Raw genomic sequence first — 17,245 nt, forward strand, 5'->3', positions numbered from 1 at the left:
GGCCCCCTGTAGGCGAGCGCTACGCCGCCACGCTGTCAGCATTTCGGAGGCGGGCGGCGAGTTCCTCGATCTCGAGGTCGAGCTCGGCCTCCCGATCCGCCCGGGCAGCTCGGTCCGCGCCGGTGATGCGTTCGGAGGCGATGCGGAAGTCGTGCTCGATCCGCTGGAGTCCGACCTCGTCGGCCGCCTGGGCCTGGCGGCCGCGGCGGGCGAGGTACCGCTCGTACAGCCGCTGGCCTTCTGCCGACTGCCGGGACACCAGCTCGTCGTACTTCGATCTGCCGCTCATCAGCTTCGTCAGGGTGGGCAGGCAGTCGACGAGCACGAGCAGGATCCGCAGCAGCCACTCCCCGGCGAGCACCGCGTGGCTGCGATCGGCCAGCCGTGCGAGCGCGTCGGTCTCCTCGAGGAAGCCGATATGCCCGTAGTGTTTCCCTTTCTGGTCGCGCCTGGCTTTGATGGCGCCGGTCAGCGCGGTGCCGTAGGCCGTTTCTGCCTGCTGGATCGCGCCGGGCGCATTTTTGATCTTCTCGTTCAGCTGGGCGAGGGTGCTTTGGTTCTCCCGCAACCTGTTGTCATTCAAATATTCGTTCCGGACCTGCCAGGCCTGGCGGCATTTCGCTCCCCATCCGGGAGTCCCGGAGAGGGTGCCAAGGGTGTTCGAGGCGCCGTTGCACTCCTGGGCGGCGAACGTCTCCTTCTCGTTCAGAACGCGGCTTTGTTCGGCGACCAGCGGTTCGAGTCTGTCGCGTTCCTTGCGTTCCTCGACCTGCTGGTTGCGTAGCGCGGCGGGTGAGACGGGTACGACCGAGATCAGCAGATCGGCGCACTCCGGGCTTCGCACGATCTCCCCGGAGATGGGATTGCACTTCTTCAGGGAGCTCTCGTACGCCGCCAGGTCCTGATCGCGCCCGTCCAGGACCTCCTGGCGGATGTCCGAGCTGAAGGCCCAGAGCACGAGGGGCTCGGCGATGACCGTTCCCATCAGCACCGAGATGAGGATCCTGCCGGCGAACACCTTCAGCCTGCTCCTGCCGAGCACCCCGTGGGTGCTCGCCACGAGCCAGCTGTCGAAGCTGAGGATCACATAGCCCCAGAGCAACCCCACCGGGACGAGCACCGGCAGGGGGACGCCGAGCGTTCGCCCCAGGGCGACCCCGAGCGACAGCGCGGCCAGCGAGGCCGTGTTGATGACGATCGCGCCGAGCCGGGCGTAACGCGGGCGCTCCTCCGGCACCCAGTCCAGGATGTCCTCGCTGATTCCGATGACAGCGCGCAGCCGCCTGCCGGCACCGCCGTCCGGCGCGGCGGGCCGGAACGGCGGAGAGTCCAGGCTGCTCAGGTCGTCCGGAACGATGGTGCGCTGATCGGTGAGGCTCATCCGTCTTCTTCCCGAACATCGGCGTCGAAGTCGGGACTCTCGCCACCGGGCGCATCCGCGCCGCGGAGGGCGGCGGGGTCGCGGAGGGCGGCGGGGTCGCCGAAGGAGAGCCGGTCGTGCGCCGGGCTCAGCTCGTCGTCGCCGGGCCGCGCAGTGGTGGTGCTCGGTACCAGCTCGCCCACCAGCCGGTCGAGGTTCACGTTCACCAGGTCGAAGTGCCCCCGCTTGGCGAACTCGCGCAGGATCTCCAGTTTCACCTCGATCGCGCGTTTCGCGTCTGCCCGCGCGTAGTCCTCGGCGCGGCGGCGGTCCTCCCGGGCGAGCTGGCTCTCGAGCTGGGCGTCGTCGCGTCGCTCCAGCCGCCGCTGCTCGTTCTCCCGGCGAACTCGCTCGTCTTCGGCACGCCGCTCCTGGCGCAGCATCTCCAGCTCCGCCCGGGAACGCTCGGCCTCCTCGCGTGCCACCGCCTCCCGGTGCGCCTCCTCCAGCCGAAGCCGCTCGGCGAACTCGCCGGCGCTGAGCTCGCCGTTGAGGTGGGCGAGCAACGTGGCGGTGCGGGAGTCCGACGCGACGGCCTCCGCGGTTCTCCGGACCTCGGAGAGCAGATGGTCGCGCCTGGCCTCGTCCAGACCCAGCTCGGCGTGTAGGCGCTCAACCGCCACCTGCTTGTCGTGACGGAGCTGCTCGATCACCGAGAGGTGCTGGAAACGTGCGTTGGCCGCGTCAAGGGTCTGCTCCTGCTCCTGGCGCAGACCGCGCAGTCTGCTCTCCCCGCTGGCGCGTTCGAGGTCGAGCAACTGGTTGAGCTGCAGCTGGTCCGCGTCGAGCATGTGCGTGTCCCGCAGGTCACGTCGTTTCCTCGCCAGTTCCGCCAGTTCCGCGGGAGTGAGCACCTCGACGCTCACCAGCGTCACGGCGAGGCCCGGGATCACTGGCGGCCGCAGGGTGGTGAAGGCCCTGATCTGGGCGTTGACGTCCCTGCGCACCTCGTTGATCTGCGACGCCGAGGCGTTGAGACCGAGCTCGAAGATGCGACGGTGGCCGCGCAGGTACGTCTCGAGCGCCGCGGCGGCGCTGCGGATTCCCTCCCGGACCACGGTGACCGCGTTGTGGACTGTGCACGCGAACGTGACCAGCACCGGGAAGTCGCTCGCCTCCGCGGAGGGGATCGCGAGCCGCACCGTGACCTGGGCATCGTGCTGCAGGTCGACGACACTGACGTGGCTGGCGTCGACCACCGTCGTGTGGTCGCGGCCCAGTTTCGCCGGGTCGGGCACGTACTCGCCGTCCACCCGATAGACCAGCACCTGGTGGGCGGACGGCCGAGGCAGGTCCTCACCCGACCTCGTTCGCTGGCGGTGGATCAGGCCGCGTCGCCGAGCCGGGTCAAGTGCTCGTTCTTCGACGAGGGGGTAACCGGTGCTCATCACACGATGTCCGTTCCGACGAGGATCCGTACGAATCTCGTCCGCGCGTCGCGAGCATCGCCGACCAGGCCGACCAGGTCCGCACGGAAGGTCAGCAGCTCGGCGGCGGTGAGATCCCGCTGCAGCGCGGAGCCCAGGCCGGCCGCGATGTCGGTGCCGGCGTCGATGTTGTCGAGTGCCGCCAGGGCGGCCGTGAGCGCCTCCATGCCTCTCCTCCGGTAGCCGTGATGGCGGATGACACCGCCCCACAGGCGAGCGGCGAGGCTCGCCTGGTCGGGGCGGGATGACAGATAGGAACTGATGGCCGGGCGTCCGTCGACGGGATCCCGGTAACTGAGGACGGTGAGCGTCGTGTCCATCGTCAGGTCGGTGAGCCGGACGTCCACGCCCCGCCGGGTGAACCGGTCGAGGTGACGCCCGAGCGTCCTGAGCACGACGGTCGCGTCCTCCTCGGCGTGGGTCAGCGCGGCGAACAGGTTCGCCAGGCCCGCCTGGGCCTGCGTCGACAGCCGGGGGTCCTGGGTAATCAGTTGCCAGAACCGGCGGACCGCCTCCGTGGGGTAGCGCAGCCCGAGCTCGCCGCTGAACGCCAGCAGCGCGGTATGGCGCCGCTCACCGTCGGGCTCGTTGGTCCATCGGATCGCTCGCCGCAGTGCGAACCGGGACAGGGCATCCCCGAAACACATGACCCACAAGGTGAAGGAAGCCGTGAGCTGCCCCTTCGGGCCGATCACTCCCGCGGCCCAGCGCTCCAGGTACTCGTGCTCGACCTCGTCGGTGTCGGTCCGTGCGAGGTGGGCGAGCCCGGCGGCCACCTCGCGCGGGTCGCAGTCGTCCAGCACCTCCTCCAACCAGGAGCGCACCGCGTCCCAGAAACGCGAGTCGTGCCGGCGGGACAGCTCCTCGACCACTCGCCGGCGGTAGCCCGCCGACCTGAACGCGACGGCATACCGGGCGATCTCCCCGGACTCCTGGGCCTGCACCGCGATCAGCCCGCCGGGGTCGGAGAAGGCCGCGCGGATCTCGGGAAGGCCGCCGGCCGGGAGGTTTCGCGGGCCGGCGTCCTCGGGCGGCGCGAGCCTGCGGGTGAGCTGGGAGTCGAGGCGCTCCACCAGCCGCTCGAACGACCGCCGGCTCTGGCCGACCGTGAAGCAGAGCGCGGTGACCTCGACGATCTCCCGCTGCGTTCGTCCCCGGTCGAACCATGCGCCTACCTGGGACGCGGCGGTCGAGTCGAAGACGTCGAACGCACATTCGATGCCTTCGCCGGCTCTGATGCGCCGCCCCACGTCGGCGACGCTGGCCGTGGTCCACTCGGGTGGAATCACCTCCACGAGCTGAGCAAGATCGATTTCTGGCAGGTCGGGGAGATGGGCGCGGAGCACGGCGCTCAGGGAGGGCCGCGACCAGCGCACATGCCGAACCGCTTCGGTCCTGGTCGCCGTGCGCTCCTCGGCCGTGATGACCAGGTATGCGCCCGCGTCACGGATCCGGTCCCGAACAGCCCGCCAGACGACGTCCTCGCCGTGCGCGCGGAGTTCCCGGATGTGGTCGATCGTCAGGTAGGCATAGCCCCGTTCGTAGTCCCGCTCGGCGTGATCCTGCAGGGTGAGCACCGGCGGGAGCATGACGATGTGGCTGTCAGTGACCTCCCGCAGCAGCGCTATGGCGGCGGCCCGCCGTCCGGTGCCCTCCTGACCTTCCAGAACCAGGACGTGGTTCTCCAGCAGCGCCTCAAGCGCGGTCGCGTACTGCGCGGGACGGACGTAGAAGTCCAGTGCCGCGCGAACGTCCTGGTCGTCGAGTCGGCCGGTGGCCCGGCGCCGGCCCGCGCCCGGCACCGCCCAGGCGGAGCCGAACCCGCTGCCCGGGGCGTAGACCGGCGCGTTGAACGTCAGGTAGGCCTGCGCGAACGTGTTCCGCTCAGCCTCAGCTTTGGCCTCGGGCTCGGCCTGCTCACCGGCCGGCCGGTGGTGTCCGATGCCGTCCTCGTCGACACTCTCCGGGCTCTGCTCCTCCGGCTCGCCCGTGGCGGCGCGGTCAGAGGCCAGGCGTTCAGAGGTCGGGCGGTCGGGGCCTGCGCGGCCGCCGGCCCCCGGCCGTGGCTCCGCGGGACTGTGAGCGGTGCCGGAGCCGGGCTCAGTACCGGATTCCGAAAGTGGCATTCTCGGCGGTCACCGTTCCGTGGAATTCGTTGTGGATGGTCGGGGTGGCCGCGCGCCGAGCCGTGGCGGGCCGCCGTCGCCCGTCCTTGGACCGGCCTGCGGCCGTGGGCGCGGCGTCCTGGGCTTCGTCGCTCTGACCGGCAGCTGGATCCAGGACGGCCGGGTCGATGCCCGGCACCCAGATCCACGCCTGGCCGGTGTACTCCTTCTCCCGGACGCGGACCTCGCGGAAGTCCGTCGGTCGCAGCGTCGTGTGGCCTTGGGCGATCACGTCGTTGAACACCGGCCCCGAGACGACCACGGCGAGGTTCGCGCCTGAGGAAGTCAGCGCCGCACGGAGCTCTTCGGAGCCCACGAGGCGGCTGACCACCACCGGTCCCTGGCCGGCGACACCGTTGCTCGCCGACGCGGCCACGCCGTGATGGATCGCGAGCCGGAGCCGCAGGCGGGGCCCGGCGGGGTGCTCCTCGTTCAGCCTCGTCAGCGCCCGGCTCAGCTCGTGGACGAACTGGCCGACCACACGCTGCTCCGGCACGTCGGGCGGCAGGACGGCGAGCTCCCCGTCACCGGACGGATGGCGGTCCCAGCGTTCCCGTGCCACCCCGGCCTGGTCGGATGCCCACTGCAGAACTGTCAGCAGATCGCGCTGGGCGTCCATCTGCTGGCCGTCATCTCGCCGGCCGTACTCCATCACGTCCACGGCGACGATGACCGCTCGCCTGAACGCTGGCTCATCCTGTGCCGACAAAGCCGTCCTCCTTACTGAGATCATCATCCGCTCCCCGGAAAAACACGGGTTCGGCCAGGTCTTTTCGCTGGACATATCTGATGGAAACAGGGAGTGTGGTGCGACTCGGCCGTCTCGCTACGGCACGGTGGCGGGTGCCGTCTGGATTCGGGCGCCCGCAACGTTCGATGAAGATGTCTGGCCAACTGCGAAATACGCACCCTGATCCGGAGTTCCCGGAAGACACAGTACAGGCACTTTTCGGCGATGCAAGCCTCCGGAGAATGTTTCCCCTCGCTGGCACGTCGTGCGGCAGGAAAAGGACAGGTCGAACGTTCTGGACTGCTTGTCCCGACATGTTGAGACGCCGATATGACAGCTTGCCGGGTCGAGCTTTCGCGAAACAATTTGCGACGTTCTTTGCGGCGGACTGCGTGCCTGGGAAGCCATCAACGCTGGTCACCGGGCCAGGAATTTGCGCGGCGGCCCGACCGTCGCCCTGTCGTGAAGGCTGTGGGAAGCGTGGCCGAATCCGCCTCGGCGCCCGTGGCCGGAGGTGGCGCAATCATTCGAGAGCGTCTACCGGCGAGACAGGTTCCGAACGGCCCCACCGGGTTGCGACGGTTCCCGTCCCGGTTATCCGTGCAGGCGCCGGCCGTGTCACAGGTAAGTGGTGCAGGATGCAGGTATGCCGGCGAAGAGGATTCCGGGCGGTTTCGAGCACACCTTCGATGCCCGGGGCCTGTTCGACCGCGACTACCTCTACTTCTATGCCTCGCAGCTCACGGAAGCCCGTAGCGATGCCGAGACGCGGCTGATCTGGGAGCCGCTCGAACTCGAGCCCGGGATGGAAACGCTCGACCTGGCCTGCGGGCACGGCCGGACCGCCAACCGCCTGGCAGCCCGCGGCTGCCAGGCGACCGGCCTGGACACCGCTGCGCTGTTCCTCGCACACGCACGACTGGACGCTGCCGCGCGGAATGTCAGCTACATCGAGGCGGATATGCGCGCGCTGCCCTGGGTTGAGCGTGCGGAACGTGCGGCACGCTCACGCCTCGTCGTCGGGCGTCGCTGACCAGCATTTCCGCCGAACGGCCGGGCTACCGCCTTTCCATTGTTTCCCGGAGAGGCTCACCGCAGGTGGTGGTGCCATTCGTGTCAGTGGCAGTGGCAGTGGCGGCGGCGGCAGCGGCGGCGGCGGCGTAGCGTGCGGTGCCGTCGGTGACGGCGGCATGGACGGCGCGGGCAAGCCGTGCTCCCCACTGGGAGCGCGGGCCGCAGTACACGGCTCGCGGCTGGCTCGAATCCGTGTCTCCTGGGCCTTCCGCGCCTTCTGCCCCGTCCGGGCAGCACACCACGACGGCGTCCGACGCGGTGCCGGTGCCGGGCATGCCGGCGTCCAGCAGCGCCTGGGTTTTGGCCTCGGTGGCTGTGATGACGGCGTTGACCAGGGCGGCGTCGCTCAGTCGTACGGGCAGCATGCAGACCAGGTTGACCGTGCCGGGGCGCCATCTGGCTTCGGGCAGCGACAGGCCGTCCGGTGCGGCGGCCCACGTCGGGTAGGAAAGCCCGACCGTCGCGTCGCAACGGACACCGCCGTCGCCGGCACTGCTCATCTGCCGGGTGTCCGCGGCGGTCATCAGCCCGGCGCCGGCCCCCGCCGGCAGGCCGAGCCTGGTGGCGATCTCGCCGAGATGGACGGCGGGGTCGTCACGGCGGTAGTCCAGCGCCACCTCGGCATTGATGATCCACTCGCCGTGGATGAGCCCGCCGCCGAGGACCGCGCTGGAAATCATCCGCACTGGAGTGGCGAACCGCCAGACGAGCACCGGACGCCGCTGCCCCGCGCCGTCGTCGTGGTGCTCGAGCTGGTCGAGTCCCACCGCCAGCGGCGGGTGGGCTGGCGCGCCCTCGGTAACGCCCGCGGCGCCCGTGGCGCCGGCGAGTTCGACGCTCACCGTGGACGTACCGCCGAAGTACGTACCGGCGCCGAAAGGCCGGTGCGCGGGGCGGGCTGACCTCGCCGAAACGGGGGCGGCCAGCCCGTCAGGTTTCTTCTCATCCTCGTCATTGGCTCCTCGCCACACCTTAGCGAGCAGCCGCCGTCGCCTCTGGCTGAGGCCGGGTCGGCGGTAGGCCGAGACGCTGGCGCGGATGGTCCCGGTCGGCCGGCTGGGTACCGGTGACGACATCGCCGCGGTCTGCGTGTTCCTGTGCAGCGACGAGGCCGGTTATCTGACCGGCCAGACCCGCTATGTCCACGGCGGCCCAGGCCCGGCCGGCATCTGACGAAAGCGCTGCGCGGGGCGGCGCCTGCGCGCAGGGCGGCGGCTTCGTACGGTTCGATGAGGTCGGAGTGGTACCTGCGGCCGCCCCACCAGTTGCGACGGTCCTGAAAGGCAACAGATGACGACACCTCGCCGGGTTGGCACGGAGACGTCGAAGACGCGCGCGGCGTTGTTGGACAGTGCGGAGCGGCTCATGCTCGGCGAGGGGTACGCGGCGGTCACCTACCGCGGCGTGGCAGCCCGGGCCGGGGTGACCTCCGGTCTCGTCCAGTACTACTTTCCGACGCTGGATGATCTTTTTCTCGCCCTGGTCCGGCGCCGGACGGAGCAGACCCTGAGCACACTGGTCGAGGCGCTTCAGACGGGTCAGCCGCTACGCGCGCTCTGGGAGTTCTCGAACAACCGGACGGCCGGAGCCCTGATCGCGGAGCTGACGGCACTGGCGAACCACCGCAAGATAATCAGGGCCGAGATGGCGGCGGTCGGCGAGAAGGTCCGTGCGCTGACGCTCGAGGCGTTGGCCAGGTCGTCGAACGACTACACGGTTCCGCTGGAGAACATCCCGCCCGAGGTGCTCGTCTTCCTGGTGACCAGCAGCCCGCGGGCGATAATCACCGAGCAGTCGGTGGGCATGTCGACGTCCCATGCCGAGACGCTCGAGTTCGTCGAGCGTTACCTCGACCGAGTCGAGCCCCGCCAGCTGGACAGCTAGCCCCGACGGCGTTCGCTTTCACGTCGCTGCGGGGGTGGACGCCGGTTTCAGGTCGTCGTCGAAATCGAGTTGCAGCGCTCCCATCATGAACGCGGAGATCTCGTAGGCGCCGACGGTGAGAACGACGTCCAGGAGCTGCTGCGTGTCGAGCTCGGCCGCGAGGGCCGCCCAGGTCGGGTCCGTGATCGTGCCGCCGGCGATCAGTTCGTCGACGGCACGCAGCAGCGCGGCGTCGAGGGGCTCCCAGAACGGGGCGTCGGGCCCGAGGGCGATCCGGCCGATCTCACCCTCGGTGAGGCCGGCGTCCAGGCCGACGGGAACGTTCTGGGCCCAGACATAGCCACACCCGCGGACGGCCGCCACCCTGATGATGAGCAGGTGCCGCTGCCGCGCGGTGAGGGTGGTGCCCCGCATGACGTGGCCGTTGAGGGTGAACAGCGCCCGCGCGAGCTCCGGATGATGGGCGAACGTCCCCAGCGAGTTGAACGCCCTGGGGCGGCCCTCCCGGTAGGTGGCCGGGTGGCGAGGCTCGGGCGGGGTCATCGCGGCCAGCGCGTCCCGCATCCGCGCCGGCCACTGCCGGGGCGGGATGGGCTCGACTCGTGCCATTCTCAGGGCTCCTTCCGGCTTGTCGCTTCGTCGCTTCGTCGCTTCGTCGCTCGCCGCTTCTGCCGGCTACCAGCGCGCGGGTGCGGGGGAGTCGAGGCGGAGCGGTCGCTGGTAGGCCAGGTCGTGCTGGTCCCGGGTGCCCTTCAGGTAGCCCTGCCGTTGGAACACCGGCGTCTGCAGCGCCGAGGCGTCGGCCGTGAGCATGAGCTCGACGGTCGACCGCCGCAGGCTGATCTTCCAGATGCCGTCGCGTCGTTCGAGGCGGTCGAGGTAGCGGCCGTTGATCAGGGTCGCGGTCCGGCCGTCGGGGCTGAGCAGGGTGACCAGCACGTAGCTTTCGGCGTGCGCGACGTCTCCGTCGATCTCGCAGCTGTGGGTCGTGATGTTGTGCAGGTGCTGCTGTGAGGTGGCCCCGTGCACGGTGTTCGCCCAGGCGCCGTATTCCGGCCCGGGGTTGGTCTTCGCGCCGTGCTCGTCGACGCCGTCCGGATGATAGGTGCCCGCGATCAGGTCGAGGTCGTGGCGGTCGCAGCCACGGGCGTGGTCGGCGATGCAGTCGATGATCGCCGTGCGGTCGGTCAGGTACTGGACCTGACGGCGGAGGCCGTCGAGCCCGCCGTGCTGGTCGTTCTCGCCGTTCTCGCCGTGCTCGCCGTGCTCGTCGTCGGGCATGCGCGCTCCTTTGATGGCCGGAGTCGCTGGCGGGATTCCGGCGGGGTGCGGGCCCTCAGCCCTGCACATCGGGACCATACACATGTATAAAAGGACGCGTCCACGATTTTGAGAGCGTGATTCTCTTACGCTCGCGGGCTCGGATGAGGCCGTGGGCCTGCGAACGCGCTCGGCCCGGCCCCGGGAGGCAGCCATGCGTATCGGTCTGACCGGAGGCGCGTCGACGCCCGACAAGATCGTCAAGCAGGCCCGCCAGGCGGAGCAGGACGGGTTCCACGCGCTCTGGTACGCCAGCGTCGTCACCGGCGACCCGCTCGTCGCGATGGCGCTGGCCGGGCGGGAGACGTCCAGGATCGAGCTGGGCACCGCCGTGCTGCAGACCTACCCGTGCCATCCGCTGCTGCAGGCGAACCGGGCCGCCTCGGTCGTCGCGACCATGGGCCGGCCCGGTTTCACGCTCGGCCTCGGGCCGTCGCACGAATCGGTCGTGCGCGACGCGTACGGGATGTCCTACGACCATCCGGGGCGCAGCACCGAGGAGTACCTGACGATCCTCGGCCCGCTGCTGCGCGGCGAGGACGTCGACTTCCAGGGGCAGGACTGGTCAACCCGCAGCGCGGGACGGATGGCGCCACTGGCTCATCCGGTGCCGGTCCTGCTCGCCGCCCTGTCGCCGCGCCTGCTGCGAATCGCCGGTGAGCACGCCGACGGCGTGGTGCTGTGGATGGCCCCGCCGAAGGCCATCGAGACGCACATCGTGCCCCGGCTGTCCGCCGCGGCCTCGGCTGCCGGGCGACCGGCGCCCCGCGTTGTCGCGGGCCTGCCCGTGGCTGTCCACGATGACCGGGCCGAGGCCCGGGAGGCGACCGCCGCGACCGCGGCCGGGTATGCGGGCATGCCGAACTACCAGCGCATTCTCGCTCTCGGTGGCGCCGACACCCCCAGCGACGCCGCCATCGTGGGTGACGAGGCCTCCGTCCGTGCGCAGTTGGAAGCGCTGATCGGCGCCGGCGCCACCGAGGTCTGGGTGAACATCGTCCCGGTCGGAGACACCCGGGAGGCACGGGTCGCCTCCCTGCGCCGCACCACCAGCCTGCTGCAGGAGCTCCTCGACTAACCCCTGCCCGGTAGCCCGGTTTGTCGAGTCGCAAGGGTGAACGATCTGGGTCGTTCCAACGACCGAAATCCTTCTTTCTTGCGGATCGCCAAGTGAGTCTTTGCCCTTTTTGGGATGAAATATCGGCGCTGCGCGGCGGTGCGGCGGGATCATCGATGGGTGGCGGCCGTGGGTCGGGTGTGGCCGCGTGGGGCGGGCGCCGCCCGTGGGTCGGGCGGACGTATCGTCACGAACGGTTGCCGCGCCGGTACCCTTCCTGGCAGGCTGCAATTTGTCGTATGCAAATTGCGCATCCGGCCTCCCGGTGGAGTTGAATCCGTCAGGATGAGTACCGACCCAGGGCAGGGAAGGTGAGGCGGCCGCCATGGCGACCAACGCCGTCGTTGCGCGCAGACGACTCGCGCTGAGCCTCCGGGAACGGCGGCTGCGGGCCGGCCTGACCCTGGAGGAGATGGCCCGCCGGATGGAGTGCTCGCCAGCCAAGATCAGTCGGATGGAGACCGGGCGCACCGGCGTCCGCGTCGCCGACCTGCGAATGATCGCCGACGTGCTCGGGCTCGGGCCGGCCGACCACGAGGCGATGATCGAGCTGGTGCGCCAGGCCCGAGGTCGGGAATGGTGGCATGAGTTCGCCGACATCGTCCCCGAGGGGTCGGCCACGCTCTTCGGCCTCGAGGACGGCGCGCCGGCCATCAGCCAGCACAGCACGTCGATCGTGCCCGGCCTGCTGCAGACCCCCGAGTACGCCCGCGCACTGATCTCCTCGGTGGAGGGGATCACCGCCGACCTGGTTGAACGGCGCCTGGCGCTGCGGCTGCGCCGCCAGCACCTGCTGGACCGTCCACAGCCCCCGCGGCTGGACATCGTCCTGGACGAGGCCGTGCTGTGCCGGGTGATCGGTGGCGCCGAGGTGATGGCTGGCCAGTGCCGCCATCTGCTCGCGCGTGCCGCGGCCCCGCATGTGGTCGTCCGGGTGGTGCCGTTCGACGCCGCCACGCACGCCGCGGAGGGCGTCGGTTTCATCATCTTCGAGTTCGACGGCGAGGAGGACGTGATGACTCCGGTCGTCTTCGCCGAGCAGCTGAGCCGGAGCACCTTGATCGATGACCCTGATGAGGCGGGCGGCTACCAGACCGCACTCGCCGGCGCGCGCAGCGCCGCGCTGACGCCGGAGCGCTCCCTCGAGCTGATCGCCGCGCGGGCCGCCGGGCTGCGCTGACCGCCGGGCTGCTGACCGCCGGGCTGCGCTGACCCGCCCGGCTGTGCCGGTCTGCACGTACCCGCATGGACCCGCGCTGACCTGCGGCCTGCGCTGACCCACCGGGCGGTACCTGGGCTCGCCGCCGTCCCTCTCCCCGTGTGGGACGGCGGCGAGCCTTGCGTCCGGCCGGACGTCTCGGTGGCGGTTGGCCAGATTGCCGACCAGGCGGAAGCCTCGCGCAACTTGCGAGATGCAACTTGCAAGCTGCAGTATTGCGGATGCGTCCACCGATCTCAACGAAATGCCGGTCGTGGCCGGATGAACTGTGCGACCGGCCGGGTCGGCCGGCCCTCAGGTGACTCAGATCAGCGGCAGCTCGAACTCACCGTTACGAACGCCGCGAAGGAACGCCTCCCATTCCTCGGGAGTGAAGCGCAGGACCGGCCCGTCGAGGTCCTTCGAGTCGCGCACGCCGACACCGCCCGGCCCGAGCTGCACGTCCACACAGGTGTCCGCGGCGCCCTGACAGAAGCTGCTGCGCAGCCAGGAACGGTCGGCGGAGGCAGAGGCGGGGGCGGAGGCAGAGACGGAGGTTACGGGATGCGACGCACTGTCCAGGTGCGCGGGGCGGAACATGAACACTCCTTGATGGAAGGCCGGGGCGATCGGCCGAGGCGGAGCGAGTCTCGCGGGCTCCGGACCACCGTCGGTGGACACTACGATCACACCTTTTCGTGGCCCGTTCCGAAAGGCTGCGCTGGCGCAGTGTCCGGTCAGCGCAACCACGCCGGTGGGCGGCGATAGGCCGCGAACGCGGGCGGTGCGAGGTAACCGGCCTGGACGAGGACGTAGAGGTAGTCGGGGTTGGTCAGCCCCACCCGGCGGTGCAGGCCCAGCCGTACCGCCCGCTCGTGGACGTGCCGGAGCCGTTCCCGTACCGCGCTCTCGCCGATACCGAGGCGGCGGGCGGCGGCGTCGAGCTGCATGGGCTGTGCGGGCAGCCGCGGCGGCCACTGCAACAGCTCGTTGAAGACCAGCCGCACCGCCTCCTCCTGCGGGCCGGACAGCGGCAGCGGAGGCTCGGGGCTGACGGTCCAGGTGGTCGTGGGTGGTTGGGCCCGCGGGCCCTGGGTCGTCACCGTTGCGGTGTCGGCTTCCAGCAGCAGCCAGTGATGGGCCGGATCGCTGGTGTCGGGCCCCTGGCGCTTCGCCCCGCCGAGCAGGCGGATCGCGAGCCGCGGCCAGCGCAGGAACTGGCGCCCGGTGATGCGCTGCGGCGCCTGGCCCCAGGGGTGCAGCATCGCGCCGTTGAGGTTGAGCACGTTGATGTCCCAGCCGTCCTCGGCGGCCGTCACCTCGATCGCCTTTCGGGAGATCCCCCGGTTGAGGACCTCGACGCCGAGCCTGAGCTCGCCCTCGCGGCCGACGACAAGTGTTCGGCCGACCTCGACGGACAGCCCGACGGGCACACACGACCGGCCGGGCTCGTACTCGTAGGCCAGCATCCACCGCTCACCCGCGCTCATCGTGCCGATACCCCGCTCTCCCGACTCCGTTTCGGTGGTTGCCGCGCGAACGGTATTTTTTCGATCCACCGCCTCGCCGGGTCCGGCGGGTGCGCCCGCGATGGCGGGATGATGCTGGGGTGTAGTGACTTCGCGGGTGGGAGCGTCAGGAGATCCCGACAGGTGTCGGCGATGCGCGGTTCCGCGGGCGGACTACAGCCTCGGGACCACAGCCTCGGGGCGACAGCCTCAGAAGGTCGCCGGTGTCCGCCGGTGATCGAGGTGGAACCGCATCGGCCCGGCGAGAGTAGACGACTCGGAAATCGCGGAGCACCGCGGTCGGCTCGGGTGCGCTGAGGCCGGTCGGGTTACGCCTGGTAGGTGGTGACGGATTGCCCGCCCCCGGCCTGCTTGGCCTTGTACATGGACATATCCGCGGCGTTCAGCAGGCGGTCCGGACTGGTGCGGCCCGCGTCCGAGATGGCGACTCCCGCGCTGGCGGTCACCGTGTGGAGGACGCCCTCCACCGAGATCGCCTCGCCCAGACGGGCGATGACCCGGTGGGCCAGCCGCTCGATCTGGCCGCGGTCGCGCACCTCGGTGCAGACGATGGCGAACTCGTCCCCGCCCAGCCGGCCGACGAGGTCGGTGGGCCGGACGGCGGCTGACAGGCGGTTGGCGACGGTGCGTAGCACGGCGTCCCCGGCTTTGTGGCCGTGGTCGTCATTGATCCTTTTGAAGCCGTCGAGGTCGAGGAACATCACCGCGACGGAACGGCCCTGGCCGTGGGAGGGGTCGAGGGCCTGGCCGAGGTGGTCGAGGAGCGCTGCGCGGTTGGCCAGCCCGGTCAGGTCGTCGTGCTGGGACCGATACCGCAGCTGGCGTTCCGCGGCCAGCCGTGCGGTGGCGGAGACCAGGACGTCCGCGATGGCCCGAACATGCTGTTCGTCGTCGGCGTCGTTCACGCCGCCCGCGAGCGCGCCGGCGGTGTCGGTCGCAGTGTCGGTGTCGGGCCGCTGCACCACGACGACCCGTGCTGACCGGCGGCCCTGCCCCGCGCCCGCCACCAGTGTCTGCCAGCCTGGGACGACGGACGCGTACCGGATGTCGCCGGCCGCGGGGATGTCACTCGTTCCGGCGAGGTGGGCGGCCACGAGGCTAGCCCAGCCGGGGGGTGGGCCCAACGCCGATTCGGACACCGTGCAGGCCACCGGAGCCGTACCGCCGACATCCCACAGTGAGACGTGCGCGTTCAGTGAACCTGCGAGCGTTCGTACCGCCAGGCGCCACAGTGCGGCCGAGTCGGCGGTCTCAAGTGCCTGATGGGCGAACCGCGCGACGACGGCCTGTCGGGCGCGGGCCCGCTCGCGGGCCGTGACATCCACGCCAACCCCGACCATCCGGGTCACCTTGCCCTGGGCGTCCAGCAACGGGGTGAGACTGATGTCGACATGGCCGCCGACGGCGGCGGTGGTGGTACGTGCGACGACGCGGCCGGACTGCGCGTCGCGCAGAAGCTCGATGAGCTCCGTCTCGTCGGCGAAGACCTCGAAGACGGAGGAGACCCTCGACTGTGCCAGCCCCGCGACAGCTCCCGGGGCGATACCGCCGCCGCCGATCAGCACGCGCCCGGCGGCGTCCAGCAACGCGAAGCTGACCGGGCTGTGGGCGAGGATCGTCTGCACCTGCTCCCGCAGCAGGTCGCCGTCGGCGCGGTCCTGGAGGAAGCACGCACAGTCAGCGCATCCGGGCCCTGATGCCAGTCTGGTCATCACGACCGGCACCGCGGAGCCGCCCGGCCGCCGGATCACCATGGCGTGGCGGTCCGGTGAGGAGTGCTGGTCGCGAGGGAGCAGCCCGTCCCACTCGTCGAAGGACAGCTGGGACATCAGCGGGGTGCCGAGCAGTTCGGGCCGGTCCCGGTCGAACAGGGCGACCGCGCGGTTGTTGAGATAGGAGATGCGCTCCTCCGGCGGGGTGACCACCACGACGCCGACCGGCAGGTCGTCGACCATCCTGCGCCATCGCACTGTTCCTCCCTCCGTCCCGCCGGGTTTCCCATCCATCGGGCCTACCCAGGGCGACGCGGGGGCTATCGCGCCGCTGAGGGACTGTCCGCCCGGTGTGTACTGGTCGGGAAACGGGCGGACACCGGAGGTGTCAGGACACGGGCTGCACCTGCCCGCAGATCGGGGCGTCTCCGACGACCTCGAAGTTCTGCCCGCTGGAGTCCACCCGGACAAGGTTCAGACAGGCGCTCGGCAGTGTGTAGTCGGTCAGGTTCGCGGCCGGGCGCACCAGGCCGCCCGCGTCGTACTGCAGGACCGAGCGCAGCGCGCCGATGAAGCCGTCCCGGGTCGGGCAGGCACCGGCCGCGTTCAGGCCGCGCAGCATCAGGTCGGCTGCCAGCCAGCCGTTGAGTGCCAGCTGGCCCTGCTGCGTGGAGACCTCGGGGGCGTACTGCGTGAGCGCCGCGTAGAACTCCTGGTGGGCGGGCAGCTGCAGCTCGAACGGCGCGGTCACCTGCGCGACGTACATGCCCGCGTACGCGCTGCCGCCGGACCGCAGGGTCTCCTTGTCGTACCCGTTGGGGAACAGCGGGACGGTGATCTGCGCGCCCTGTGCCCTGAGCGCCGGTGCGAGCCCGGCCCAGATCTCAGGGGTGATGACACCGGTAACGATGTCGGCCTTGCTGCTGGCGATGGCCCTGGCCAACGTGGTCATGCTCAGGAGCGGGTCGAGCTGGAGATTCTGGTAGACGGTCTGGATGCCCTCCCGCTGCATGCTGGCGGCGATGGTGGTGGCCAGTTCCTGGGACGAGGGAACTCCTACCACCGCGAGCACCGCCGCCCGGGTGCCACCCAGGTTGTGGGCGATCTGGCCCCACGCGCTGGTCACCGCGCCCTGGCTCAGCAGCGAGCTCCAGGTGAACATGTTCCGGTGCTGGGTCCAGGCGACGGAGGGCCCGACCCCGGTGACCGGCACGCCCTGTTCTTCCAGGTACAGGGCTGAGCTGCCCTCGGCTACCGACGCCTCCACGACGGAGAAGACCTGTTCCCCCTCGACGAGTCGCTGGGCCTCGGTGCGGTTGCTGTCCGCGGACGCCTGGTCATCCGCCCAGATGGTGCTGATCTCGCGGCCGTGGACCCCGCCGCGGGAGTTCTCGAGTGCGAAGCGGGCCGTGATCCCGCCGCGAAATCCCTGGAATGACGACGAGAAAGGCCCGGTGTCCGGGTAAAGGACCCCGACCTTGACGGCCTCCTGGGTCACCCCCGGTGACGTGCACGCCGATGCGGTGCCACCGCCGTTCTTGTCCGCTCCGCTGCCCGTGCAGGCGCCTGCGACCACCACTGTCACCGCGAGCGCGGTGGCAGTCACCGACGTGCGTAATCCTCGCCGTCGGCCCCGAGACGGGCCGGTGCCGACGGCACGACTACGGGC

General features: G+C 70.4%; 15 protein-coding genes and 1 pseudogene. 5 read left to right on the top strand and 11 right to left on the bottom strand.

The features are described 5' to 3' along the window. Positions 1 to 19: 19 nt before the first annotated feature. From ACG83_RS36295 to ACG83_RS36310, 4 genes are read right to left on the bottom strand one after another with little or no spacing between them, the layout of a single operon-like run. Complete coding sequence (locus ACG83_RS36295; protein WP_054570775.1) at positions 20 to 1,381, bottom strand: DUF4407 domain-containing protein; 1,362 nt, start codon at positions 1,379 to 1,381, stop codon at positions 20 to 22. Continuing rightward, positions 1,378 to 2,808 (bottom strand): hypothetical protein, encoded by a 1,431-nt coding sequence (locus ACG83_RS36300; RefSeq protein ID WP_054570776.1) that lies wholly within the window; start codon positions 2,806 to 2,808, stop codon positions 1,378 to 1,380. The genes ACG83_RS36295 and ACG83_RS36300 overlap by 4 nt, the downstream gene beginning before the upstream one ends. Then, positions 2,808 to 4,973 carry a hypothetical protein gene (locus ACG83_RS44815; RefSeq protein WP_054570777.1) on the bottom strand — a complete coding sequence of 722 codons (2,166 nt, stop codon included), beginning with the start codon at positions 4,971 to 4,973 and terminating at the stop codon, positions 2,808 to 2,810. Before ACG83_RS44815 ends, ACG83_RS36300 begins: the two co-directional genes overlap by 1 nt. Then, the gene (locus ACG83_RS36310) at positions 4,948 to 5,721 is read right to left on the bottom strand and encodes a hypothetical protein (RefSeq protein WP_083473865.1); all 774 of its coding nucleotides are present in this window, start codon (positions 5,719 to 5,721) and stop codon (positions 4,948 to 4,950) included. Before ACG83_RS36310 ends, ACG83_RS44815 begins: the two co-directional genes overlap by 26 nt. 667 nt (positions 5,722 to 6,388) lie before the next feature. Here ACG83_RS36310 and ACG83_RS36315 point away from each other — a divergent pair. Further along, the gene (locus ACG83_RS36315) at positions 6,389 to 6,775 is read left to right on the top strand and encodes a bifunctional 2-polyprenyl-6-hydroxyphenol methylase/3-demethylubiquinol 3-O-methyltransferase UbiG (RefSeq protein WP_054570778.1); all 387 of its coding nucleotides are present in this window, start codon (positions 6,389 to 6,391) and stop codon (positions 6,773 to 6,775) included. A gap of 25 nt (positions 6,776 to 6,800) precedes the next feature. On the opposite strand, the gene ACG83_RS36320 is transcribed toward ACG83_RS36315, so the two are convergent. Further along, on the bottom strand, positions 6,801 to 7,658 hold the full coding sequence (locus ACG83_RS36320) for an adenosylcobinamide amidohydrolase (protein ID WP_083473866.1): 858 nt from the start codon (positions 7,656 to 7,658) through the stop codon (positions 6,801 to 6,803). A gap of 187 nt (positions 7,659 to 7,845) precedes the next feature. Between ACG83_RS36320 and ACG83_RS43230 the strand changes: the two are divergent. Continuing rightward, a pseudogene (locus ACG83_RS43230) lies at positions 7,846 to 7,989 on the top strand (SDR family oxidoreductase); the annotation flags it as partial. Between the two features lie 117 nt (positions 7,990 to 8,106). Further along, entirely contained in the window at positions 8,107 to 8,700 is a 594-nt protein-coding gene (locus ACG83_RS36325; RefSeq protein ID WP_054570779.1) for a TetR/AcrR family transcriptional regulator, read from the top strand. Positions 8,701 to 8,718: 18 nt separating this feature from the next. On the opposite strand, the gene ACG83_RS36330 is transcribed toward ACG83_RS36325, so the two are convergent. Then, entirely contained in the window at positions 8,719 to 9,309 is a 591-nt protein-coding gene (locus tag ACG83_RS36330; RefSeq protein ID WP_054570780.1) for a carboxymuconolactone decarboxylase family protein, read from the bottom strand. 66 nt (positions 9,310 to 9,375) lie between these two features. Continuing rightward, entirely contained in the window at positions 9,376 to 9,981 is a 606-nt protein-coding gene (locus ACG83_RS36335; protein ID WP_054570781.1) for a nuclear transport factor 2 family protein, read from the bottom strand. Positions 9,982 to 10,174: 193 nt separating this feature from the next. On the opposite strand from ACG83_RS36335, the gene ACG83_RS36340 reads away from it, so the two are divergent. Together ACG83_RS36340 and ACG83_RS36345 are read left to right on the top strand one after the other, a co-directional pair. Further along, a complete protein-coding gene (locus ACG83_RS36340) occupies positions 10,175 to 11,098 on the top strand; it encodes a TIGR03564 family F420-dependent LLM class oxidoreductase (RefSeq protein WP_054570782.1) in 924 nt (307 codons plus the stop codon). 364 nt (positions 11,099 to 11,462) lie between these two features. Next, positions 11,463 to 12,317 carry a helix-turn-helix transcriptional regulator gene (locus tag ACG83_RS36345; protein WP_054570783.1) on the top strand — a complete coding sequence of 285 codons (855 nt, stop codon included), beginning with the start codon at positions 11,463 to 11,465 and terminating at the stop codon, positions 12,315 to 12,317. Between the two features lie 342 nt (positions 12,318 to 12,659). On the opposite strand, the gene ACG83_RS36350 is transcribed toward ACG83_RS36345, so the two are convergent. From ACG83_RS36350 to ACG83_RS36365, 4 genes are all read right to left on the bottom strand, one after another. Continuing rightward, on the bottom strand, positions 12,660 to 12,935 hold the full coding sequence (locus ACG83_RS36350) for a DUF397 domain-containing protein (protein WP_083473867.1): 276 nt from the start codon (positions 12,933 to 12,935) through the stop codon (positions 12,660 to 12,662). A gap of 137 nt (positions 12,936 to 13,072) precedes the next feature. Continuing rightward, entirely contained in the window at positions 13,073 to 13,825 is a 753-nt protein-coding gene (locus ACG83_RS36355; protein ID WP_054570784.1) for a hypothetical protein, read from the bottom strand. Between the two features lie 347 nt (positions 13,826 to 14,172). Beyond that, positions 14,173 to 15,834, bottom strand: a complete 1,662-nt coding sequence (locus tag ACG83_RS36360) for a sensor domain-containing diguanylate cyclase (RefSeq protein ID WP_161934834.1) — start codon at positions 15,832 to 15,834, stop codon at positions 14,173 to 14,175. Between the two features lie 130 nt (positions 15,835 to 15,964). After that, positions 15,965 to 17,182 (bottom strand): ABC transporter substrate-binding protein, encoded by a 1,218-nt coding sequence (locus tag ACG83_RS36365; RefSeq protein ID WP_054570786.1) that lies wholly within the window; start codon positions 17,180 to 17,182, stop codon positions 15,965 to 15,967. Positions 17,183 to 17,245: the final 63 nt, after the last annotated feature.

Origin of the sequence: Frankia sp. R43, from assembly GCF_001306465.1 — a bacterium.
In the GTDB taxonomy this organism is placed as follows: domain Bacteria; phylum Actinomycetota; class Actinomycetes; order Frankiales; family Frankiaceae; genus Parafrankia; species Parafrankia irregularis.